This window comes from Ochrobactrum vermis (assembly GCF_002975205.1).
In the GTDB taxonomy this organism is placed as follows: domain Bacteria; phylum Pseudomonadota; class Alphaproteobacteria; order Rhizobiales; family Rhizobiaceae; genus Brucella; species Brucella vermis.
The window spans coordinates 1437459-1459257 of record NZ_PCOC01000001.1 but is presented as its reverse complement, the minus strand read 5'-3'; the positions used below and the strand labels follow the sequence as shown (position 1 = coordinate 1459257).

Here is a 21799-nt window from a genome sequence, read left to right as displayed (position 1 = left end):
TCCAATTACCGCTCTGAGTCTGATCCGGTTCTGGCGCCGGAGGCGGGGCGGACACGATGGGTTTTTGCGGCTGTACACCGGGTAGGCCCGGCGAGCCATCATTTGCAGGCGCAGTAGATATCATGGCTGAAAAAACGACGCCAAAAATCAGAAAACGCTGCGTAGTCATTTTCCAATCTTTCTTATACGGGCGCAGTGACCGCATCGATGAGTTGCCCGGCCACTTCGAGAGTGAACTCATCGAAATGGGATATGACTCGGCTTGGTTCATAATGTTGCACCGGAAGATCGGTATATCCGAAATCGACGGCAACAACGGGGATACCAGCCGCTTTGGCAGTATCTATATCGGTACGGCTATCGCCAACCATGATTGCCCGTTCGCGATTGCCGCCGGCCCGCGCGATGGTTTCGGTGAGATGGCGCGGGTCAGGTTTGCGATAGGCGAAAGTATCGGCACCGCAAATCGCCGCAAATCTTCCGGCTTCACCCATCGAGGTCAGTAACTTGACCGACAAAGCCTCGAATTTGTTCGTGCAAACTGCCAGTTCATATCCGTGTGCCGAGAAACGGTCCATCGCCTCGAGAACACCTGGGAAGAAGGTCGAGTGTCCCGGCATATTATCTGCATAGTGCTCGCGAAATTCTTCGACGAGATTATCGAGCTGCGCCTCATTGGTCTGTTTCTGCTGCGCGGCAAAGGCGCGCTCGATCATGACGCGCCCGCCCTGGCCAACGAATCTCCGCAGCGATTCACGATCCGCCGTTTTCAAACCCGATATGGCGAGGCAGTGATTAAGGCTGTCGAGAAGGTCCGGTGCTGTATCGACAAGAGTCCCGTCGAGATCGAAAACAATGATAGGCTTGGGATTAGCGGCGGACATTAGCTTCTCGCGGTTAAGATGGGGATTGAGGCATTCCTATCTGATTGTCGTCTTCGGCTCAACCTCGCGATCAGATTTGCTTAAAAACCTAAATTCTGCGTCATAGTTCGAATAGGCGCTTTGTTGTGCCGCGCCCGCATGCTAGAGGCGAACCGGACCACAATGAGAATCCGCAGGGGACTATCGGGAATTTGGGTATGGATGAAGCTCGCAAGCTGAAGATCGCAGCCGCCGCAGAAGCACTCACGCACGTCAAGGACGGAATGCGTCTGGGGATTGGTACTGGTTCGACGGCGGAGGAATTCGTGCGGCTGCTTGCCGAAAAGGTAGGTAACGGCTTCAAGATCATTGGAGTGCCCACTTCCGAACGCACCGCGAAACTTTGCGAGGAACTCGGCATTCCGCTTACGACGCTTGATGAAACGCCTCATCTCGATCTTACCGTGGATGGCGCTGACGAAGTCGACGTCAACCTTTCGCTCATCAAGGGTGGCGGTGGAGCTCTTCTTCGCGAAAAGATCGTGGCTGCGGCGTCCGATGCCATGATCGTTATTGCCGACGGTTCGAAGGTGGTCGAGACGCTAGGGCGTTTTCCCCTGCCTGTGGAAGTCAATCGTTTCGGTCTCGGCGCTACCATGCGTGCGATTGAAGAGGCATCTGCAAAGTGTGGCCTTGCAGGCCCGCTGGCACTGCGTTTAAAAGATGGCTCACCCTTTGTAACGGATGGTGGGCATTATATCGTGGATGCATCTTTTGGCCGCATTCCCGATCCAAAGACACTATCTGACGCTCTCTTCGCAATTCCAGGCGTTGTCGAGCACGGACTTTTCATCGGACTGGCGCGTGCGGCAGTGATTGCCGGCAACGACGGCATCCGCACCATGAACCGGTCTTGAACTGATTGAACGGAGTACTGACCATATGATCCCGGCAACTGGCTTTCGCCGTCTGATTGCACCGTTTTCCGCGCTCGTACTGATGTCGGGCATTCATGCGGCATCTGCACAGGAAATCACAGAAGCTCATCTGGAAGCTGCTCGTGCTGCTATTTCCGCAATTGATGCTACCGCGCAGTTCGACGAAATTCTGCCGAACGCAGCGCGCTCGCTGAAAGGCGAGCTGATCCAGAAGGATCCGAATCTGGAGGCCCTCATCACCAAGACGGTCGATGACAAGGCTCTGGCCCTCGCTTCTCGTCGTGCAGACCTCGAAACCGAATCCGCGCGTGCCTATGCGAAGGCGTTCTCGGAAGACGAACTGAAGGCGATTGCAGCATTCTACACGTCGTCAGCAGGCAAGAAGCTTCTGTCGGAAGGCCCGATCGTGACGCGCGAAGTCGTGAAGGCCGCCAATATCTGGCAAAACGGCATCGCCCGTGATCTGGCAACCGGCGTGGCTGAAGTTCTGGCAGCTCAGGCTGGCGCTGCAGCAGCCCCAGCACAGCCTGCACAGCAGTAATTTGTTGCGGTAACGCGGAATTTGAAAGCCCGGTCACTTGGCCGGGCTTTTTCTTTTGCTTACATATCGGGCAACGTAATGTTTTATTGGAGAAACCCATGACCGGCTTCGACTATGATCTTTTTGTTATTGGCGGCGGTTCGGGCGGTGTCAGGGCTGCACGTCTCGCTGGGGCGATGGGGAAGAAGGTCGGCCTTGCGGAAGAATACCGCATGGGAGGGACCTGCGTTATTCGCGGTTGCGTACCAAAGAAACTTTTTGTCTATGCTTCGCAGTTTCCTGAACATTTTGAGGATGCGGCTGGTTACGGTTGGGATGTTGGCGCTTCGACATTCGATTGGAAGAAGCTGATCGATGCCAAGGATAAGGAAATTACCCGGCTTGAGGGGCTCTACACCAAGGGTCTCCAGAATTCTGAAGTCGAAATTTTCTCCAGCCGCGCCGAACTAATCGATGGACATACCATAGAGTTGAAAGCAGACGGTCGCCGCGTCACGGCAGACCAGATATTGATTGCGACGGGCGGTCATCCAAGCATGCCCGAAACCATGCCCGGACGTGAACACTGCATCAGTTCCAATGAAGCTTTTCATCTCGCTGAACTACCGAAGGCAATCGTTATTGCAGGTGGTGGATACATTGCAGTTGAATTCGCGAACATATTCCACGGTCTCGGTGTCGAGACGACGCTGGTTTATCGCGGCCAGGAAATTCTCTCCCGTTTTGATCCGGACCTGCGCCGTCTTTTGCACGAAACAATGGAAGCGAAGGGCATCCGCATTGTTTGCGGAGCCGTTTTCGAAAAGGTCGAGAAACAGTCTGACGGTACTCTGAAAATCTCATTGAACAACGGCGAAACACTGGAAGCCGGCCAGGCTATGATGGCTATCGGGCGTAAGGCCAACACAAACGGTCTTGGGCTGGAGCGGGCTGGCGTGCAGATGGACGAACTCGGCGCCATTCCGGTCGATGAATATTCGCGTACCAATATCGCCAATATCTGGGCGGTGGGCGATGTTACGAACCGTGTTCAGCTGACGCCGGTGGCAATCCATGAAGCCATGTGCTTCCTCGAAACTGCGTTCAAGGATAATCCGACGAAGCCGGATCATGAACTGATCGCGACGGCCGTCTTTTCGCAGCCAGAAATTGGCACAGTTGGTTTGCCCGAAGATGAGGCCGCGAAGAAGTATCCGGAAATCGAGGTTTACAGAGCTCTGTTCCGACCGATGAAGAACACGCTTTCCGGTCGCAATGAAAAAATGCTGATGAAGCTGATAGTTGATACAGCAAGCCGCCGGGTTGTCGGCGCCCATATAATGGGACCCGACGCGGGTGAAATGGCTCAGCTTCTGGGTATTTCGCTCAAGTCTGGTGCAATCAAAGATGACTTTGACCGGACGATGGCCGTTCACCCAACGGCCGCCGAGGAATTGGTCACCATGTACAAGCCGACCTATCTTGTTGTGAATGGTGAAAAAGTCGACGGCTAAATCTTTCGCAGCCGGTTTGTCCGGTGAACGAATATTGCTGGCATAAAGTCTCTGGCTGCATTATATCAGCGCGATCACGCAGGCCGGGTTTCCGGGGCAGGCTGTCATCTTTGTCAGATGCGGGCTGGCCATTAAGGGATTCCGGCATTCGTGCAAGGAGGATATAATCCGAGAGAAATCGAGCGGATAGAAGCAAACAGGTGCTCAAATGACGAAGAACTGGACCCCGCATTCCTGGAGAAACAAACCGATCAAGCAAGTGCCGTTTTATCCAGACGCACAGGCTCTGAACGAGGTTGAGGCCCGTCTTCGCACCTATCCGCCACTGGTTTTTGCAGGTGAAGCGCGCAAGCTCAAGCAGCAACTGGCTGACGTGGCAGAAGGCAAGGCATTTCTGCTTCAGGGAGGCGATTGCGCTGAAAGTTTCGCGGAGCACGGCGCGGATAATATCCGCGACTTTTTCCGCGTCTTTCTTCAGATGGCAGTCGTACTCACATTCGGCGCTTCGAAGCCGGTGGTGAAGGTCGGCCGTATTGCCGGCCAGTTTGCCAAGCCGCGCTCGTCGGACATGGAAACGCTGAATGGCGTGGAACTGCCGTCCTACCGTGGTGATATCATCAACGGTATCGAGTTCGATTCTGCGTCGCGTATTCCCGATCCGCAACGTCAGGATATGGCATATCGCCAGTCGGCTGCCACACTTAACCTGCTGCGCGCATTCGCACAGGGTGGTTATGCCAATCTGGAGAACGTTCACCAGTGGATGCTCGGCTTTGTCGGCAAAAGCCCGCAGGCAGAACGCTATGCGGCCTTGGCGCAGCGTATCTCCGAGACCATGAACTTCATGCGTGCGATCGGTATCACCTCTGACAGCAATCATTCGCTGCGTGAAACGGATTTCTACACCAGCCATGAAGCGCTGCTTCTTGGATATGAAGAAGCGTTGACCCGCGTGGATTCGACATCCGGTGACTGGTACGGCACGTCCGGTCATATGATCTGGATCGGCGACCGCACACGTCAGGCCGACCATGCACATATCGAATACTGCCGCGGCATCAAGAACCCGCTTGGTCTCAAATGTGGCCCTTCCTTGCAGCCGGATGATCTCATCCGCCTGATCGATCTTTTGAACCCGGAAAACGAAGCTGGCCGTCTGACGCTGATTGCGCGCTTTGGCTACGATAAGGTTGGTGATCACCTGCCGCAGCTTATTCGAGCTGTCGAAAAGGAAGGCCGCAAGGTTGTATGGTCGTGCGATCCGATGCATGGCAACACGATTACCGCCGGTGGCTACAAGACGCGTCCGTTTGATCGCATCCTCAAGGAAGTGGAGTCTTTCTTCGCAATCCATCGCGCAGAAGGTACGCATCCGGGCGGCATTCATGTCGAAATGACCGGCAAGAACGTAACGGAATGCACAGGCGGAGCGCGTGCGATCTCGGCCGAGGATCTGCATGACCGTTACCACACGCATTGCGATCCACGTCTGAATGCCGATCAGGCACTGGAGCTGGCATTTCTGTTGGCTGAATTGCTCAAGAAGGAGCGCGATGCCGATGCTGACAAACAGGCCGCGAGTGCCTGACTTGTTTCGCATATTGTAGAGCTTGCAGGGCGGAGGTTTCGATCTCCGCCCTGTTGCTTTCCGACAATCCAATTCGATTTTGGGCCGATCCTGTAGCCAATTTGATTGAGGGTATGATGCAGCGCATTTTTCTGGCTTTCATTAATTCCATGCGGGCACTGAAATATCTCGCAGGCCACGAAAAGGCCGTCCAACAGGAACTGGTGCTGTTTCTTCTATCCCTGCCCGTCGCGTTCTTTCTAGCTCCGACCTGGCTTGCTTTCCTCTTCATGACCGGATCGATCCTGTTTCTTATCCTCGTCGAAGTGCTGAACACCGGTATCGAGGCGACCTGTGATGCTGTCTCGCGGGACTTTCACAAGGAAATTCAGATTGCAAAAGACTGCGGCTCCCTCGCAGTTCTGATTTCCATTGTGTTTGTCGTCGCGGTCTGGGGCTATATCCTCGTCAATACCTATCTGGTCTGACAAACAGAGTGGTTGATCGATAGCATCCGTTGCATTTGCTTGCCCAAGCGCGCTAAAGCTGGGGCATGTTAGCCTCTCACGAGAATCTTGCCATGCTCCGTATTGCCGTTGCGCAGCTCAATCCCGTCATGGGCGATATCGCCGGAAACCTGGTCAAGGCACGCACCGCGCGCGCCGAAGCGGCCAGGATGAAGGCCGATCTCATTCTGTTTACAGAATTGTTCATTTCTGGCTATCCGCCAGAGGATCTGGTTTTGAAGCCATCCTTCCTCGCTGCCTGCGAAAACGCTGTTCGTGAATTAGCCAGTGACACTGCTGACGGTGGGCCGGGGGTTATCATTGGAACGCCGCTCAGCCGTGAAAGCGGTCTGCATAACTCCATTGCCGTGCTTGACGGTGGTGAAATCATCGCCGAACGGTTCAAGGTCGATCTGCCGAACTACGGTGAGTTCGATGAAAAGCGGGTGTTTCAGCCGGGTCCGATGCCAGGTCCGGTCAATTTCCGTGGCGTTCGTATTGGGATTCCGATCTGCGAGGATATCTGGGGCGATCTCGGTGTGGCGGAAACACTTGCCGAGAGCGGTGCGGAAATTCTGCTCGTTCCAAATGGCTCACCCTATCATCGCGCCAAGATGGATCGGCGGCATCAGGTTGTCCTCAAGCAGGTAATCGAAACCGAGCTGCCGATGGTTTATGCCAATCAGGTTGGCGGGCAGGACGAGCTGGTTTTCGACGGCGGATCATTTGCATTCAACGCAGACCGGTCGCTCAGTCTGCAAATGCCGCAGTTCGCGGAGCAGATTACGCTGACCGTCTGGCACAGAGAGAATGACGGTTGGCGCTGTGAAGACGGCGAAAAGGCCATTCTTCCTGAAGGGCTCGAAGCTGATTATTCCGCCTGCGTGCTGGGGCTGCGGGATTATGTGAACAAGAATGGTTTCAAAGACGTCGTGCTCGGACTTTCCGGCGGTATAGACTCGGCAATCTGTGCGGCTCTTGGTGTCGATGCCTTGGGTAAGGACCGTGTGCGCTGTATCATGCTGCCGTATCGCTACACATCCGAAGACTCTTTGAAAGATGCAGCCGATTGCGCCAAAGCGCTCGGCGTAAGATACGATATTGTTCCAATCTCTGCGCCGGTTGAAGGCTTTCTGGAAGCGCTGCATCCGCTATTTGAAGGCACCGAGAGTGGTGTTACCGAAGAAAACCTGCAGAGCCGCGCGCGCGGCACCATTTTGATGGCTGTTTCGAACAAGTTTGGTTCGATGGTTGTCACCACCGGCAACAAGTCTGAAATGTCGGTGGGCTATGCGACGCTTTATGGCGACATGAACGGCGGGTTCAATCCGATCAAGGACGTCTATAAAATGCAGGTCTATGCGATGTCGGAATGGCGTAACAGCCATGTACCGAACGGCGCGCTTGGTCCCTCGGGCGAGGTCATTCCGTACAACATCATTTCCAAGGCACCATCAGCCGAACTGCGTGAAAACCAGACGGATCAGGATAGCTTGCCGTCTTATCCGGTTCTGGACGATATTCTTGAGTGCCTTGTCGAAAACGAAATGAGCAACACTGAGATTGCCGAGCGTGGACATCCGCTCGAAACCGTTCAACGGATCGAACATTTGCTCTATCTGGCTGAGTATAAGCGCCGGCAGTCGGCACCAGGTGTCAAAATTACCAAGAAGAATTTCGGACGCGATCGCCGTTACCCTATAACGAACCGCTTCCGCGACCGCTGAAAGACAATGAAATGACCGTAACCGTTCGTTTTGCACCGTCCCCGACGGGCTACATTCATATTGGCAATACGCGCACAGCGCTTTCAAACTGGCTTTTCGCGCAGAAGAATGGCGGCAAGTTCATTTTGCGCTATGACGATACCGATGTCGAACGATCCAAGGAGGAATACGCGCAGGCAATTGCCGTCGATCTCGACTGGCTCGGCGTTAAACCTGATCGTGTGGAGTATCAGTCAAAACGCTTCGACGTTTATGGCAAGGCCGTTGAAAAGCTCAAACAGGCTGGTTTGCTATATGCCTGCTATGAGACGGCCGAAGAACTGGAGCGACGCCGCAAGCTGCGTCTGGCCCGCCGATTGCCGCCGGTATATGGCCGTGAAGGCCTGAAGCTCACCGAAGAAGAGAAAGCCGCGTTTGAAGTTGAAGGGCGCAAACCGCATTGGCGCTTTCTCTTGCCGAACTTTGATGCTGATCCATTCGAAACCAAACGTACAGAGGTCCATTGGGACGATCTGGTTCGCGGCCCGCAGACTGTTGATCTGGCCTCAATGTCCGATCCGGTACTGGTGCGTGAGGACGGCACCTATCTCTACACGCTGCCATCGGTGGTCGATGATATCGATCTTGGCGTTACACACATCATCCGCGGTGACGACCACGTAACGAACACCGGTGTTCAGATTTCAATATTTGAAGCACTCGGAGCCAAAGCACCGATCTTCGGGCACCACAATCTGCTGACGACAATTTCAGGCGAAGGGCTTTCAAAGCGAACTGGGGCCCTGTCTGTCGGATCGTTGCGAGAGGTTGGTTTCGAGCCCATGGCGGTCGCCTCGCTTGCCATTCTGATCGGTACATCGGAAAATGTTGCGGCTGCACCCAATATGGAAAGTCTAGCCGAACTTTTTGATCTGGCCTCGATATCGAAGTCTTCAGCGAAATTTGATCCTGCAGAACTGGATACGCTCAATCGCGCCCTCCTGCATGACATGCCGTTTTCAGAAGCTCAGCCGCGTCTTGCGGTATTGGGCATTTCCGGTAACAAGGCAGAACCTTTCTGGCTGGCGGTACGGGCAAACCTTGATCGTTTCAAGGATGTGGCGCGTTGGTGGTCTATCGTCGATGGTGATTTACCGGAAGCCCCGGACTTATCCGAAGAGGATCGCGCTTTCGTGAAAGAAGCGTTCGCCCTTCTTCCGTCCGCTCCCTGGGATCATCAAACGTGGAAAGTCTGGACTGAAGCAGTGAAGGCTGCAACGGGACGCAAGGGCAAGAATCTTTTCATGCCGTTGCGTCTAGCCCTCACGGGGCAGGCGCATGGGCCGGAACTGGCTGACTTGCTGGTGTTGATTGGTCCTGAAAGAACTCTGACCCGACAACCCTGACATTTGTGTTCGTCGTATAAGAGCGCTCGACAGGCGGCGTTGGCGTAACAGGCGCAACGTTGGCCGGTGTATTCAAAGTTTGCACGGTTGCGGAAGATGAGAAGTCTACTTCTTCCGCTTCGACAGGATCAGGGGATGCGTAGGCGGGCAATGTGATCTTGCTGGTCAATTCGGCGCTTGGCTTGGCTATCTTCCGTTGCGGTACATGTGCATTTTTTGCCTGTGGTTTCTTATGGGGTACAACCCAGGAGGCCTTGCATGATTTGACATGCCTGGACGGCGACGGGCGCCCGGCCAGTGCCATGTTCAGTTCATGGAGGCGTTCGCGTAAAGTTTGTGTTTCAGTTGCCAGTCGGTCTGTTCTTGTCAATAATGTCGTGCACTGCAGAGATTTTACAGCAGTCGTAAACACGCTTCCTACGCACCGATCCTCAGTAGCGGTTTTTCTCAAACGAGAAAGATCCGCTTCTTTGCGATCCAGAAGCGATTGAGTAACGACGAGCTGCTTCTTGAGCTGCTTTTGTTCGGCGGGCGTGCACAATTCTGTGGGACGTATAGTTGTGCAGCCAGCCAATACTCCTGATACTATAAAAAGTGCCGAGTAAAATAAACCTCTATTATATTTCAATGGAAAAGTAGACATGATGTCCCCGTGGCGTTGCTGGCCACATCATGTTTGAAAAAATATAGTAAATTAAATACTAACGGCGAGTGTATTTAAATACACTCGCCGTTATTTGCATTCATATTATATATGTCTAACTTATAATTATTAATTACTTCTTCTTACGAAGGGTTTCACCTGATTTTTGCAAAGCTTCGACGACTGCCAGCGCAGTCATATTGACGACACCACGCGAGGTGACCGATGGCGTGAGAATATGTGCGGGGCGGGCCGCGCCCAGCAGAATTGGGCCTACATGCAGAGCGTCCGTAACCATCTTGACCACGTTCAGCGTGATGTTTGCAGCATCGAGATTTGGGAAGACCAGAAGATTGGCTTCACCTTTCAGGCGCGAGTTGGGGAATACACGATCACGCAATGCCTGCGAAAGGGCAGAATCGCCATGCATTTCACCGTCGGATTCGAGTTCCGGCGCTTTCTCTGCAAGAATTGCTGCTGCTTCACGCATCTTTTCGGCGCTGACTGACTCTTTCGACCCGAAATTCGAATGAGATACCAACGCTGCCTTTGGCTCAATACCAAACCGGCTGATTTCCTTTGCAGCCAGAATTGCCATTTCCGCGATTTCGTTCGCACCCGGTTCGACGTTGACGTAAGTGTCAGTGAGGAAGAGTGCGCCACGCTGCGAAATAAGCAGGCTCAAGGCGGAATAGTCGCGAATACCGGGAACTTTACCGATGATCTGGCGTACGACGCGAAGGTGGCGTTCGAACCGGCCCTCCAGGCCGCAGATCATGGCGTCAGCTTCATCACGCATAACGGCGAGAGCGGCAATTGCGGTCGAGTTTGTGCGGACGATGGTACGTGCAGCTTCCGGCGTCACGCCCTGTCTGCCGGTGTAGGACAGATAGAGATCGACATAGTCGCGGTAACGCGGATCGTCTTCAGGATTGATGAGTTCGAAATCTGTGCCCGGGCGGATTTTGAGGCCATAGCGACGCAAGCGTGTTTCAATAACCTGAGGGCGTCCGACGAGAATCGGAGCAGCGATGCGTTCTTCGATCACCACCTGAGCGGCGCGAAGCACGCGCTCATCTTCACCATCGGCATAAATGACCCGCTTTGGCTTTTCCTGAGCGCGAGCGGCGGCAAAGACCGGCTTCATGATGAGACCGGAGCGGAAGACGAAGCGGTTCAGGCGGTCGAGATAGGCCTCCATGTCTTCGATCGGGCGCGTCGCAACACCTGTTTCCATCGCGGCCTTGGCCACTGCCGGGGCGATACGGAGAATCAGACGCTGATCGAACGGCGACGGGATGATGTAGTCAGGTCCAAAAGTCGGTGTGTCACCGGAATAAGCGCGCGCCGCGACATCGGAAGGCTCCTCGCGGGCAAGCGCGGCAATGGCGCGAACGGCCGCGAGCTTCATTTCTTCGTTAATTGCAGTCGCACCGACATCAAGCGCGCCGCGGAAGATGTAAGGGAAGCAGAGTACGTTGTTGACCTGATTAGGATAATCCGAGCGTCCGGTGCAGATCATGGCGTCAGCGCGGGCCGCACGGGCTTCTTCCGGCATGATTTCAGGCTTGGGATTGGCAAGCGCCATGATGAGCGGCTTCTCTGCCATCTGATTCAGAAGTTCGGGCTTCAGCACGCCAGCTGCCGAAAGGCCAAGGAAAACGTCGGCGCCGCCAATGACGTCAGCCAGAACTCGTGCGTCAGTTTTCTGGGCGTAAACTTCCTTCCAGCGATCCATCAGCGTGTTACGGCCTTCGTAGACAACGCCTTCGAGATCGCAGACCCAGATATTTTCGCGTTTTGCGCCAAGATTGACGAGGAGATTAAGGCAAGCAAGAGCCGCAGCGCCGGCACCGGAGGTTACAATCTTTGCGTCGTTGATTTTTTTGCCGGCGAGTTCCAGACCATTCAGAACAGCCGACGCAACAATGATTGCCGTGCCGTGCTGATCGTCATGAAAAACAGGGATGTTCATTTTAGCACGAAGCTGTTCTTCAACCTCGAAGCATTCCGGCGCCTTGATATCTTCGAGATTGATGCCGCCGAAAGTCGGTTCCAACGCGGCAACGACATCGACAATGCGACCGATTTCATGGGCGTCGATTTCAATGTCAAAAACGTCGATGTCGGCGAATTTCTTGAAAAGGACAGCCTTGCCTTCCATGACCGGTTTGGACGCAAGCGCGCCAATATTACCAAGACCGAGAACCGCTGTTCCGTTCGAAACAACGGCAACGAGATTGCCACGGGCCGTATATTCGGCGGCAGTTGCTGGGTCTTCGTGGATTGCGAGGCAGGGAGCAGCGACACCGGGCGAGTAGGCCAGCGCCAGATCGCGTTGGTTGCCAAGGGGCTTTGTCGCCTGAATTTCCAGCTTTCCGGGCTTCGGGTAACGGTGGAAGAACAGAGCTGCTTCATCGAAATCCGAACGGGAAGTGGGAGGTGTTTTCTTGGTCATGGTCGCATCGCTTTCCAAAATCTTTCGTGCAGGACAAAAGCTTGCTTGCACGTGAAGGGCGCGGTGTTTGCATACAGGTTCTATATGCCGCTTCCGCACACCGGGCCATTATTGTTCTTAGTCTATCGGCTCAAATCTCAGTAGGCCCGTTTTCGAGAATGAGTTTTTCCAAATTTGCAGATCTATCGTTTGGTGCTGTTAAAACGCACTCTGATACGCGCCGCCATCGATAACGAGATTCTGCCCGGTAATGAACCCGGAATGTTCCGAACAAAGGAAGGCGCAGGCTTGACCGAATTCCTTCGGTTGACCAATCCGTCCGGCAGGAATCGACGATGCGCGCTTCGCCGCTTCCGCATCCGGTGTTGTACCGTTCTTCTGGGCAGAGAATGCAAATCCGTTGCGAAGACGATCCGTGTCGAACGCACCGGGAAGAATGTTGTTGATCGTCACATTGGATGCGGCGACCGTGCGGGCGACGCCAGCGAGAAATGCTGTCAGGCCGGCGCGAGCGCCGGATGAGAGATCAAGTCCCGGGATGGGAGCGTATACTGACGTCGATGTGATGTTGACGATACGGCCGAAACGACGTTCGACCATCCCATCGATCACGGCTTTAATCAGTTCTATGGGCGTAACCATATTTTGTGTCACACCTTGAAGGATTGCGTCGCGATCAAGAAGCCGAAAATCCTTGAAGGCCGGACCACCATTATTGTTTACGAGAATGTCCGGCGCAGGGCAGGCGGAAAGGAGTTTTGCCTGTCCTTCGACAGTAGATACGTCCGCAGCAACGGCTTCAACCTTGACGCCAAATGTCTTGCGAATTTTCTCCGCAGCTTCCGCGAGGATTTCTTCATTTCGCCCATTGAGAACTAAATCACACCCGGCTTCGGCGAGCGCCTCCGCGCAAGCCCGTCCAAGTCCCTTGCTGGAAGCGCACACTATTGCTTTTCGACCCTTCAGGCCCAAGTCCACGGCTCGATCCTCGCCTTTTGTTCAAGTTTTTAAGACATGCCACCAAGCAAGCGGTTCGATCAACCGGATTCTGGTTCACGGGTGCACATGTCCACCTTTTACGGGCAGAATATGCGATCCGTGCGAACAATATTTGGTGAACTTCTCTATTCAAGAGGCGGAGTGAATTCTGCCCTTGGGCGTATAAGAGACCCGTTATCTGCCTGTTCTAGCGCATGAGCAAGCCATCCCGTGATGCGTGCGAGCGCGAATAGAAACAGTGGCGCGTCCGGCGGGAGGTCATAAATTTCTGTAATAGCTGCAAGTGCGAAGTCGACATTCGGCTTTTCGCCGAGGATGTCCGCAGCGTTTTGTTCCAAGTCACGATACGGGGCAGGTAGCTCCAGATATTCCAGCAATGCGGAGGCGCGAATATCTCCTGTTTCGCGATAGAGCGGATGGCCAAAGAAATGGAATTGTGTGCCTTGCCTGAGCTGATTCTTGATTGCCGCTTCCGCCCCTATTTGTCGCGTCTGCGCAACAATAGCTGTTGCAGCCGTGGCAGCTCGTCCATGTCGTGGGCCGATCAATGTTGATAGTCCGGCAAGAACTGCCGCAGAGAGTGGGGCTCCTGTCGATGCGGCGACGCGCGTGGCGAATGCCGATGCATTCAGTTCATGGTCTGCGAGAAGCACCAGAACGCGCCGGATCACATCGCTGGCGTGCGGCTTTTGCCAGGCTGAAGCAATACGCTCGTGCATCGGCATATCGGATAAAGGAACACCAAGAACGGTATTGTGGAACAGTTGCAATAAACCGGAAGCTTCCCGTTGCAGGACTGCTGTGGAGCGTCCAGAGCTAGGCAAGTCGTTTGCAGCGCGAACGCCAAAAACAGTAAAAAGCCGCTCCAATGGCGGGGTAATGGTCTGGCAACTGTCCAGTTTCGCGTCGTTTTCGCCGCTGTTGATATTGTCAAAATCCATCTGCCACAGCAATGCAGCCACTTCTTCCAGTGTTGCCGTTTCGGACAATTCAGCAGCGTCACAGCCGCGATAGAGCAGGCGACCATCAATAATGGTCGAAATGCCTGAACGCATGATCGGTAGGCCCCAACGAATAGTGTCGGCGGCAACAACACTATCTCTCTTGCGACCGGGCCGCCTGCCAGCCAGACCATGGACGTCCTCCGATCTATAGAGGCTGCGTCTGGGATCGTTAGGCAATGGCTTGGAACGGATGCGGCCACGACTCACATTTGCGTAAAGAGTCTGCGGTTTTGTCTGAAGAACGGCAAGAGCCTCTTCCGCTGTAAGCCAATCCATTATTGTTCCCTACATTGATCGATTTCATCAAGATTGACGTCAACTATACTTGGATTCAATGTCGCAAGGCAAACAAGGAGAATTGTCATGAATAGCGGACTTGAAGATGTGATTGCTGCCGAAACCGTGTTGTCTGACGTCGATGGTCTTGCGGGCAGATTGGTCATTCGCGGTCGGTCGCTGGACGATCTGGTTCCGCAAAGCAGTGTTGAAGACGGGATCGAGCTATTATGGGACGGATTTTTTGACGATTTGCCTACGGGCGTCGAGCTTCAGAAAGCGCTTGGCGAAGCGCGCGTGCAGGTATTCCATCATACGGACGCTCTTGATGACACATTGATGGAGCTGCCGCCTATAGAAGCTCTTCGCGCACTGATGGCCCGCATTCCTGACGAGGACGATCTGGCTGCCGCCTTGCATTTGATGGCGGCACCGGCAGTCTTCACAACAGCCATTCTGCGTGGGCATAAGGGTCGTCGTCCTATTCGTCCTGACCCGACGCTGCCTCATAGCGCGGACATTCTGCGTATGATGAATGCAGGAATGCCTGATGAAGCGGAAGTTGCAGGGCTAAACACTTATCTCATGACGGTATCCGATCACGGATTGAATGCTTCGACCTTCGCCGCACGTGTCGTGGCATCGACTCGGGCCGGCTTGACCTCTTCTCTGCTCGCTGCGATCAGCGCGTTGAAAGGACCGTTGCACGGTGGTGCCCCTGGGCCGGTGCTCGATATGCTTGATGCAATTGGTAGACCTGACAACGCCGAACGGTGGCTTGAAGCAGCCGTTGCCGACGGGGAAAGACTGATGGGGTTCGGTCACCGGGTCTATCGCGTGCGTGACCCGCGCGCTGATGCTTTGAAAAGCGCCTTGAAGCGCATCGAAGCACTCAAGCATGAGCGAGGAGAACACCGGGTTGAGTTGGCAGAAGCGGTAGAAAAAGCTGCAATCGCGGTTCTCAAGCGCCATAAGCCCGATCGGTCTCTCGAAACCAATGTGGAATTCTATACCGCTCTATTGCTTGAACAATTAGGTTTTCCACGAGAGGCGTTCACCTGTGTTTTTGCTATGGGAAGAACCATGGGCTGGATAGCGCATTGCCGTGAACAGATGGCGACGAACAAGCTCATTCGTCCGCAATCACGTTATGTTGGCCCTAAAGTAGAGCTTGTCGCGTAAAGCGGATGCTGGAAGAGGCGCGGCACTCCTTTCCGCGCCTTCAAGCAAACCGTCATATCTCTGTGACATGAATCGGGTTTTCTGCGCTCAGATCAGGTTGCCATTGAAGGGGACAACCAAATGAGCACCGACGCTCCGCAGCCCAGAAAACTCCGAACCCTTTTCATTTCGGATGTGCATCTCGGTTCCAAGGCCGCACAGGCCGAGCTGCTTCTGGATTTTCTCCGTTATCATGAAGCCGAAACGATCTATCTTGTGGGCGATATTGTTGACGGCTGGCGTCTACGACGCAATTGGCATTGGCCTCAGGAACATAATGATGTGGTCCAGAAGCTGCTTCGTAAGAGCCGTAAGGGCGCCAACATCATCTACATCGCCGGTAATCACGATGAATTCCTACGGAATTTCCAAGGAACGCATTTCGGCGGCATCGAAGTGATGAATCGTGCAATTCATGAGACTGCGGACGGCCGCAAGTTTCTCGTTATTCACGGCGATCAGTTCGATGTAGTTGTGCGCAATGCCCGCTTCATCGCTTATCTAGGCGATTGGGCCTACGATACGGCGATTTGGATAAACACGGTCATGAGCCGTGTTCGTTCTCTTTTCGGTTTGCGCTACTGGTCATTTTCAGCCTGGGCGAAGTTCAGGGTCAAGAAGGCAGTCAATTTTATCGGTCAGTTCGAGAGTGTGGTTTCCGAGGAAGCGCAACGTATCGGGGTTAATGGTGTGATCTGCGGCCATATCCACCATGCCACGATTGAGAGTATGAACGGTGTGGAGTACATCAATACCGGCGACTGGGTGGAAAGCTGCACCGCTGTGATCGAACATTTCGACGGCCGTATGGAACTCGTCGAATGGACGGAGCGCCGTGATCGTCGCCCAACGACAGGACACGTAAACTCCGACAGCGAAGAGCATGACGAGGGCAGGGTAATTCAACTTCCGCGCCCTGTTCGCGAACTGGCGACTTTTCGCTGATGAAGAAAATCGTCATCGTCACCGACGCCTGGCATCCTCAAGTCAACGGCGTCGTACGCACGCTAACCAAATGCTGTGATATGATGATTGAACGCGGATACGACGTTAAGGTCATCTCGCCGCTCGACTATCGATCGATACCCTGTCCAACATACCCGGAAATCCGCCTGGCCTTGACGACGCCAAGCGCGCTTAAACGGCGCTTGACGACTATGCGGCCGGATTACGTGCATATCGCAACTGAAGGGCCGCTCGGTTTCATGGCGCGGCGCGCTTGCTTGAAATCGGGCTGGTCTTTCACAACAAGCTTTCACACGCGATTTCCAGAATATCTGGAAGAACGCTTTCCTATCCCGCCACGCTGGACCTATGCTTTCCTGCGGCGTTTCCATAATGCTGCTCAGCACACGCTGGTGCCGACCCAATCTATTCTGGATGATCTCAAAGAGCGTGGTTTTACACGGCTTGATCTCTGGACGCGGGGAGTGGACCGTGCGCTTTTTTATCCTCGGCCGGAAGTGATCGAGGACTTGGCACGACCAGTGTTCATTTGTGTGGGACGTGTCGCCACGGAAAAAAACCTGCCGGCATTTCTGGAACTTGACCTTCCCGGAACAAAACTGATCGTTGGAGATGGTCCCTCTCTCAATGATCTGCGAACGCGGTTTCCGGAAACGGTGTTCGTTGGGAAGCGGGAAGGTGAAGCGTTGGCAAAAACCTATGCCGCAGCAGACGTGTTTGTCTTTCCAAGTCGGACAGACACGTTCGGTCTCGTTTTGCTTGAAGCAATTGCTTCCGGACTGCCGGTCGCAGCCTATCCGGTGCCGGGGTCGCAGGATGTCGTTGGAGCGACCGGCGCAGGTGTTCTTTCTGAAGATCTCGGGGAGGCATGTCTGGCAGCTCTGGAAATGGAGCCGTTTGAACCAGCGCAAGTGCTGAAACAATTCACCTGGGATGCCTGCGCGGACATTTTCGAGGAGGCTCTCGCTCCGATCAACGGAACCGCAAGCGAGAGCTCTCAACGCGCGCGTCAGCCCCAGACAATCGCTTCTGGCGGATAAACCAGAGCACCTTCGTAGCGCAATCCAGGATCGCGATCATGGGCGAGGAGCAGCGGACCGTCGAGGTCGACTACATTGGCTTTCTGGGCAAGCAGAACCGCAGGCGCCATGCCGAGCGACGTGCCGACCATACAGCCGACCATGACCTGAAGGCCCAGTTCGATTGCCTTGTCCCGCATAACCAGACCTTCGGTTAGTCCACCCGCCTTATCGAGCTTGATATTGACTGCGTCGTAACGCTTGGCCAGTTCTTCCAGGCCGATGGATGTGTGAACACTCCCATCGGCACAGATAATGACAGGTCGTTCAATTGTACTAAGAATCTGATCGTTGTTTGCGGGCAAGGGCTGTTCAATAAGAACGACGCCTGCGTCGGCTGCTGCGCGCATGTTTTCGGTGATATTGTCGGCAGTCCAGCCTTCGTTTGCGTCGATGATAATTCGGCTGTTCGGCGCCGCACTTGTGACGGCGTGAATTCTTTCGATATCGTTTTCGCCACCCATCTTGACCTTGATGAGGGGATAGTGGGCGACCTTTGCTGCTGATTGCGCCATTTCGAAAGGTGTCCCAAGCGAAACAGTGATAGCAGTTTCAAGCGGTCGGGTTGGCGTATCGAGCATGTCGGCAACACTTTTGCCAGTTCGTTTGGCTTCGAGATCCCACAAGGCGCAATCAACTGCATTGCGGGCAGCACCTGCTGGCATCAACGCCTGGATATCCTGTCGCGCGGCACCATGTTCAATAGCAGAGCGGGCGGCCTCGATCTGGGCGCTCACGCTCTCGATGCTTTCGCCATATCGCGCATAGGGAACACATTCGCCGCGTCCTTGATAGGGACCGTTGCCGATCACACACACAACGACTGCGGCTTCCGTCTTGGAGCCTCTGGAGATTGTGAATTTTCCGGCGATGGGATAGCGTTCTACGATGATATTCAAGGTATTGTGCATAGAGATGCCCTCTGGGACGCAGTATTTCGGTCGTTCAACGACTCGTATATGAGGTAGGCCATGTTGACCGACACTGCCGACAAAGCAAGAGCTACCAATAACCCTGCGCCAAAGATTGAACTGGCGGAGGAAGAGGGCACGCGCCATATCCGTTTAAGCGGTCGCTGGGTGTCGCAAAGTGTCAATCTCGTCGATGATAAGATGCGCAGCCTGGAGAAAACCGACGAACACAAGGCAACGATAATCGATGTTTCCGGGGTATCTGGTCTTGATACTGCGGGTGCCTGGTTAATTGAGCGGATGCGGCAGAGGCTGATGGCAGGAAATGCCGATGCGCAGCTTGAAGGGGTGCGTCAATCCTGGCTTCCTCTAATGGAGGAAGTGGGGCAGGCCGTTGAGCGTACTCTCGATATTCCCCGACAGAAAAAGCCGTTCTTTTTCATTTCGTTTCTGGCCGCGTTTGGCGGCGGTGTTATCTCTATGGGTAACGACTTCAAGATGGCGATGCATATTCTCGGTGCCACCATCCGCGGAGCCCAGCTAAAATATGGCCGTGGAAGTGGTATCCCATTTCCCGCTATCGTCACGCAGATGGATCGTATGGGTGTCGGAGCGATTCCCATCATTATTCTGATGTCGACGATCGTCGGCGCGATTATCGCCCAACAGGGCGCATTTCAGTTGCGCTATTTCGGTGCGGAAATCTTCGTGGTCGATCTGGTTGGTATTCTGGTTTTGCGCGAACTCGGAGTGCTTCTGACCGCCATCATGATCGCAGGCCGATCAGGTAGCGCGATTACGGCTGAAATAGGCTCCATGAAAATGCGTGAAGAGACCGACGCTTTGACGGTCATCGGCCTCAATCCGGTTGGAGTTCTCGTTTTTCCCAGGCTCGTCGCTCTTGTCGTAGTCTTACCATTACTCACGATCATTGCAGATCTCTCTGCGCTGGTCGGGGCAGGTGGTGTGGCCTGGTTCTATTCCAATATTTCACCAGAAGCTTTTATCAGTCGCTTGCACGACGCGGTCGCGTTGAACACTTATTTCGCGGGTCTGATTAAGGCTCCGTTCATGGCCATGATCATTGGAATTCTCGCATCGGTAGAAGGCATGAAGGTCGGTGGAAGCGCAGAATCACTGGGCCGTCGCGTCACCGCTTCAGTTGTGAAGGCTATTTTTGTCGTTATTGTCGTGGATGGCTTGTTCGCGATGTTCTATGCGGCAATTAATTTTTAGAAACTACTTATGTTCGTTGTTTTTTATGGGTTCTTTGAGACACAGTTGCACAGAAATTTGACCCTAGAATCGTGTTCAGCGGTTCAGTCCGAAGCCAAGCTCGGTTAAAGAATGGTTATGGAGAACGGCATCGACCACCTGTCGCAACCGCAGGACGAAGACAATCGCCAAACGGCTGTACCGATGATCTCGGTGCGCGACGTGACGGTTTCGTTCGGGCGTCAGACAGTACTCGACAAGTTATCGCTCGATATTTATCCGGGTGAGGTGCTTGGCTTTATTGGTCCTTCCGGTTCGGGCAAATCCGTGCTGATGCGGACCATCCTTGGTCTTAACAAAAAGCAGTCAGGCGAGATCGAGATTCTTGGTCGCAACATTGATCAGCTGAACGAACTTGAAAAGATGTCCATCGACATGCGGATGGGCGTTCTGTTCCAGCACGGAGCGCTGTTTTCGGCATTGAACGTGCTCGAAAATATTCAGGTTCCGATGCGCGAATATCTCGATCTTTCACCGAAACTGATGGACGAGCTGGCACGACTGAAAATCGATCTTGTCGGATTGAAGCCTGATACTGCTGAAAAATTTCCGTCCGAACTCTCCGGCGGTATGATCAAACGTGCCGCGCTTGCGCGTGCGCTGGCGTTGGACCCTGACATTCTTTTTCTCGACGAACCGACATCGGGTCTCGATCCTATCGGTGCGGCAGAGTTCGACGACTTGATCGCCAATCTGCGGGATACCATGGGCTTGACCGTCTACATGGTCACGCATGATCTCGATAGCCTTTTTGCAATTTGTGACCGGATCGCCGTTCTTGGAAACAAAAAGGTACTCGTCAGCGGCACCATTGAAGACATGCTGACGGTAGACGATCCGTGGGTTAAATCCTATTTTCGGGGCAAGCGCGCGCGCCAGATCGATCCCTCGGCGCCAACAAGACGGCGGCCTGGCAGCCGCTTGCAGACTGGATAAAGTATGGAAACTAAAGCCAATTACGTACTGGTAGGTGTCTTTACGCTGATCGTCAGCCTCATGGCTTTCGGATTTGTGTACTGGATCGCCCGTTTCGGCGAGGCGCGAGATTCCATACCTCTCGACGTTCGTATCCCCGGTTCCGTGACCGGGCTGACAGTCGGTAGCCAGGTTCTGTTCAACGGCATCAAGGTCGGTGATGTGCGCCGGCTTCACCTCGACGAAACCAATCCAGAGATGGTTATTGTCCAGACGCGTGTGAATGCGACGACGCCGATTACCCGCTCAACTGCAGCAACCCTTGGTTTTCAGGGGCTGACTGGGCAGGCCTATATTGAACTGAAAGGCGGCCGTCTCGATGAGCCCAATCTTTTGACCGAGGCAGCGAAGGAAGACACGGTTGCGCGTATCGACGCCGATCCGTCCGCCGTCAACAATCTTCTCGCCACTGCGCAGGACATTGCTGCGCGGGCAAACTCCGTACTTGGACAACTCGAAGGATTCGTGAAGGAAGCCCGTGGGCCGCTTACGGATACGATCAACAATACAAAGACGTTCACGGATGCTCTGGCGAAAAACGCCAACATCATACAGGAACTGGGCGAGAACACCGGAAACATCAACCAGATCGTCACGGACGCCAAGGACATGATGGCTCGTTTGAATGCGGCTTCCGTACGTGTTGATACCATTCTTGAGAAAACTGATCGGCTCTTGTCGAGTGACGACAAGGACGGCGTTGTCGCACAAGCAAAGGCGACACTGGAATCCATCCGCCAGACGTCAGACAATCTTGACAAGCGGCTCGGGCCGATTGCCAATAATCTCGAACGTTTTTCCGGCCAGGGCCTGCGTGAAGTGCAAGGTGTGGTGCTTGATAGCCGTCGTGCCATACAGCGCATAGAACAAGCCGTTACCGAACTTGAGCGTAACCCCCAGCGCCTTATCTTTGGCGGGCCGGGTAGCGTGCCTCAATATGATGGGAGGAAGCGTCATTGATTTCCATAGCCA

General features: G+C 54.1%; 19 protein-coding genes. 13 read left to right on the top strand and 6 right to left on the bottom strand.

Annotated features, from left to right (window positions below; all coding sequences use genetic code 11):
* Positions 1–182: 182 nt before the first annotated feature.
* A complete protein-coding gene (locus CQZ93_RS07210) occupies positions 183–884 on the bottom strand; it encodes an HAD family hydrolase (protein WP_105541971.1) in 702 nt (233 codons plus the stop codon).
* Positions 885–1081: 197 nt separating this feature from the next.
* Here CQZ93_RS07210 and rpiA point away from each other — a divergent pair, with 197 nt between their 5' ends.
* From rpiA to gltX, 7 genes are all read left to right on the top strand, one after another.
* Positions 1082–1780 carry a ribose-5-phosphate isomerase RpiA gene (gene rpiA / locus CQZ93_RS07205; RefSeq protein WP_105541970.1) on the top strand — a complete coding sequence of 233 codons (699 nt, stop codon included), beginning with the start codon at positions 1082–1084 and terminating at the stop codon, positions 1778–1780.
* Between the two features lie 25 nt (positions 1781–1805).
* The gene (locus CQZ93_RS07200) at positions 1806–2342 is read left to right on the top strand and encodes a DUF2059 domain-containing protein (protein WP_105541969.1); all 537 of its coding nucleotides are present in this window, start codon (positions 1806–1808) and stop codon (positions 2340–2342) included.
* A 98-nt stretch (positions 2343–2440) separates the two neighbouring features.
* Positions 2441–3835 (top strand): glutathione-disulfide reductase, encoded by a 1395-nt coding sequence (gene gor, locus CQZ93_RS07195; RefSeq protein ID WP_105541968.1) that lies wholly within the window; start codon positions 2441–2443, stop codon positions 3833–3835.
* A gap of 208 nt (positions 3836–4043) precedes the next feature.
* Entirely contained in the window at positions 4044–5423 is a 1380-nt protein-coding gene (locus tag CQZ93_RS07190; RefSeq protein WP_105541967.1) for a class II 3-deoxy-7-phosphoheptulonate synthase, read from the top strand.
* Positions 5424–5539: 116 nt separating this feature from the next.
* Positions 5540–5890 carry a diacylglycerol kinase gene (locus CQZ93_RS07185; RefSeq protein ID WP_105543215.1) on the top strand — a complete coding sequence of 117 codons (351 nt, stop codon included), beginning with the start codon at positions 5540–5542 and terminating at the stop codon, positions 5888–5890.
* A 65-nt stretch (positions 5891–5955) separates the two neighbouring features.
* Positions 5956–7635 (top strand): NAD+ synthase, encoded by a 1680-nt coding sequence (locus tag CQZ93_RS07180; protein WP_105541966.1) that lies wholly within the window; start codon positions 5956–5958, stop codon positions 7633–7635.
* An 11-nt stretch (positions 7636–7646) separates the two neighbouring features.
* Complete coding sequence (gene gltX / locus CQZ93_RS07175) at positions 7647–9020, top strand: glutamate--tRNA ligase (RefSeq protein ID WP_105541965.1); 1374 nt, start codon at positions 7647–7649, stop codon at positions 9018–9020.
* On the opposite strand, the gene CQZ93_RS07170 is transcribed toward gltX, so the two are convergent.
* From CQZ93_RS07170 to CQZ93_RS07155, 4 genes are all read right to left on the bottom strand, one after another.
* A complete protein-coding gene (locus tag CQZ93_RS07170) occupies positions 8938–9663 on the bottom strand; it encodes a hypothetical protein (protein ID WP_105541964.1) in 726 nt (241 codons plus the stop codon). The two genes, gltX and CQZ93_RS07170, sit on opposite strands and share 83 nt — an antisense overlap.
* A gap of 133 nt (positions 9664–9796) precedes the next feature.
* Positions 9797–12121 (bottom strand): NADP-dependent malic enzyme, encoded by a 2325-nt coding sequence (locus tag CQZ93_RS07165; RefSeq protein ID WP_105543214.1) that lies wholly within the window; start codon positions 12119–12121, stop codon positions 9797–9799.
* 198 nt (positions 12122–12319) lie between these two features.
* Entirely contained in the window at positions 12320–13099 is a 780-nt protein-coding gene (locus tag CQZ93_RS07160) for an SDR family oxidoreductase (RefSeq protein ID WP_105541963.1), read from the bottom strand.
* 146 nt (positions 13100–13245) lie between these two features.
* Positions 13246–14400 (bottom strand): citrate synthase, encoded by a 1155-nt coding sequence (locus CQZ93_RS07155; protein ID WP_105541962.1) that lies wholly within the window; start codon positions 14398–14400, stop codon positions 13246–13248.
* Between the two features lie 87 nt (positions 14401–14487).
* Between CQZ93_RS07155 and CQZ93_RS07150 the strand changes: the two genes are divergently transcribed.
* The 3 genes from CQZ93_RS07150 to CQZ93_RS07140 all read left to right on the top strand — a co-directional run bounded on the left by CQZ93_RS07150 (position 14488) and on the right by CQZ93_RS07140 (position 17627).
* Positions 14488–15582, top strand: a complete 1095-nt coding sequence (locus tag CQZ93_RS07150; protein ID WP_105541961.1) for a citrate synthase/methylcitrate synthase — start codon at positions 14488–14490, stop codon at positions 15580–15582.
* Between the two features lie 120 nt (positions 15583–15702).
* The gene (locus tag CQZ93_RS07145) at positions 15703–16566 is read left to right on the top strand and encodes a UDP-2,3-diacylglucosamine diphosphatase (protein WP_105541960.1); all 864 of its coding nucleotides are present in this window, start codon (positions 15703–15705) and stop codon (positions 16564–16566) included.
* The gene (locus CQZ93_RS07140; protein ID WP_105541959.1) at positions 16566–17627 is read left to right on the top strand and encodes a glycosyltransferase family 4 protein; all 1062 of its coding nucleotides are present in this window, start codon (positions 16566–16568) and stop codon (positions 17625–17627) included. The genes CQZ93_RS07145 and CQZ93_RS07140 overlap by 1 nt, the downstream gene beginning before the upstream one ends.
* On the opposite strand, the gene dgcA is transcribed toward CQZ93_RS07140, so the two are convergent.
* Complete coding sequence (dgcA, locus tag CQZ93_RS07135; protein WP_105541958.1) at positions 17597–18577, bottom strand: N-acetyl-D-Glu racemase DgcA; 981 nt, start codon at positions 18575–18577, stop codon at positions 17597–17599. The genes CQZ93_RS07140 and dgcA overlap by 31 nt on opposite strands.
* 60 nt (positions 18578–18637) lie before the next feature.
* Between dgcA and CQZ93_RS07130 the strand changes: the two genes are divergently transcribed.
* The 3 genes from CQZ93_RS07130 to CQZ93_RS07120 all read left to right on the top strand — a co-directional run bounded on the left by CQZ93_RS07130 (position 18638) and on the right by CQZ93_RS07120 (position 21787).
* On the top strand, positions 18638–19813 hold the full coding sequence (locus CQZ93_RS07130) for an MlaE family ABC transporter permease (RefSeq protein ID WP_105541957.1): 1176 nt from the start codon (positions 18638–18640) through the stop codon (positions 19811–19813).
* Between the two features lie 111 nt (positions 19814–19924).
* A complete protein-coding gene (locus CQZ93_RS07125; protein ID WP_105541956.1) occupies positions 19925–20788 on the top strand; it encodes an ABC transporter ATP-binding protein in 864 nt (287 codons plus the stop codon).
* 3 nt (positions 20789–20791) lie between these two features.
* Complete coding sequence (locus CQZ93_RS07120; RefSeq protein WP_105541955.1) at positions 20792–21787, top strand: MlaD family protein; 996 nt, start codon at positions 20792–20794, stop codon at positions 21785–21787.
* Positions 21788–21799 lie beyond the last annotated feature (12 nt).

Excerpts from the sequence above, each read along its gene's own strand:
- CQZ93_RS07210 (WP_105541971.1), bottom strand. The coding sequence starts at position 884 with ATGTCCGCCGCTAATCCCAAGCCTATCATTGTTTTCGATCTCGACGGG.
- rpiA (WP_105541970.1), top strand. The coding sequence starts at position 1,082 with ATGGATGAAGCTCGCAAGCTGAAGATCGCAGCCGCCGCAGAAGCACTC.
- CQZ93_RS07200 (WP_105541969.1), top strand. The coding sequence starts at position 1,806 with ATGATCCCGGCAACTGGCTTTCGCCGTCTGATTGCACCGTTTTCCGCG.
- gor (WP_105541968.1), top strand. The coding sequence starts at position 2,441 with ATGACCGGCTTCGACTATGATCTTTTTGTTATTGGCGGCGGTTCGGGC.
- CQZ93_RS07190 (WP_105541967.1), top strand. The coding sequence starts at position 4,044 with ATGACGAAGAACTGGACCCCGCATTCCTGGAGAAACAAACCGATCAAG.
- CQZ93_RS07185 (WP_105543215.1), top strand. The coding sequence starts at position 5,540 with ATGCAGCGCATTTTTCTGGCTTTCATTAATTCCATGCGGGCACTGAAA.
- CQZ93_RS07180 (WP_105541966.1), top strand. The coding sequence starts at position 5,956 with ATGTTAGCCTCTCACGAGAATCTTGCCATGCTCCGTATTGCCGTTGCG.
- gltX (WP_105541965.1), top strand. The coding sequence starts at position 7,647 with ATGACCGTAACCGTTCGTTTTGCACCGTCCCCGACGGGCTACATTCAT.
- CQZ93_RS07170 (WP_105541964.1), bottom strand. The coding sequence starts at position 9,663 with ATGTCTACTTTTCCATTGAAATATAATAGAGGTTTATTTTACTCGGCA.
- CQZ93_RS07165 (WP_105543214.1), bottom strand. The coding sequence starts at position 12,121 with ATGACCAAGAAAACACCTCCCACTTCCCGTTCGGATTTCGATGAAGCA.
- CQZ93_RS07155 (WP_105541962.1), bottom strand. The coding sequence starts at position 14,400 with ATGGATTGGCTTACAGCGGAAGAGGCTCTTGCCGTTCTTCAGACAAAA.
- CQZ93_RS07150 (WP_105541961.1), top strand. The coding sequence starts at position 14,488 with ATGAATAGCGGACTTGAAGATGTGATTGCTGCCGAAACCGTGTTGTCT.
- CQZ93_RS07145 (WP_105541960.1), top strand. The coding sequence starts at position 15,703 with ATGAGCACCGACGCTCCGCAGCCCAGAAAACTCCGAACCCTTTTCATT.
- CQZ93_RS07140 (WP_105541959.1), top strand. The coding sequence starts at position 16,566 with ATGAAGAAAATCGTCATCGTCACCGACGCCTGGCATCCTCAAGTCAAC.
- dgcA (WP_105541958.1), bottom strand. The coding sequence starts at position 18,577 with ATGCACAATACCTTGAATATCATCGTAGAACGCTATCCCATCGCCGGA.
- CQZ93_RS07130 (WP_105541957.1), top strand. The coding sequence starts at position 18,638 with ATGTTGACCGACACTGCCGACAAAGCAAGAGCTACCAATAACCCTGCG.
- CQZ93_RS07125 (WP_105541956.1), top strand. The coding sequence starts at position 19,925 with ATGGTTATGGAGAACGGCATCGACCACCTGTCGCAACCGCAGGACGAA.
- CQZ93_RS07120 (WP_105541955.1), top strand. The coding sequence starts at position 20,792 with ATGGAAACTAAAGCCAATTACGTACTGGTAGGTGTCTTTACGCTGATC.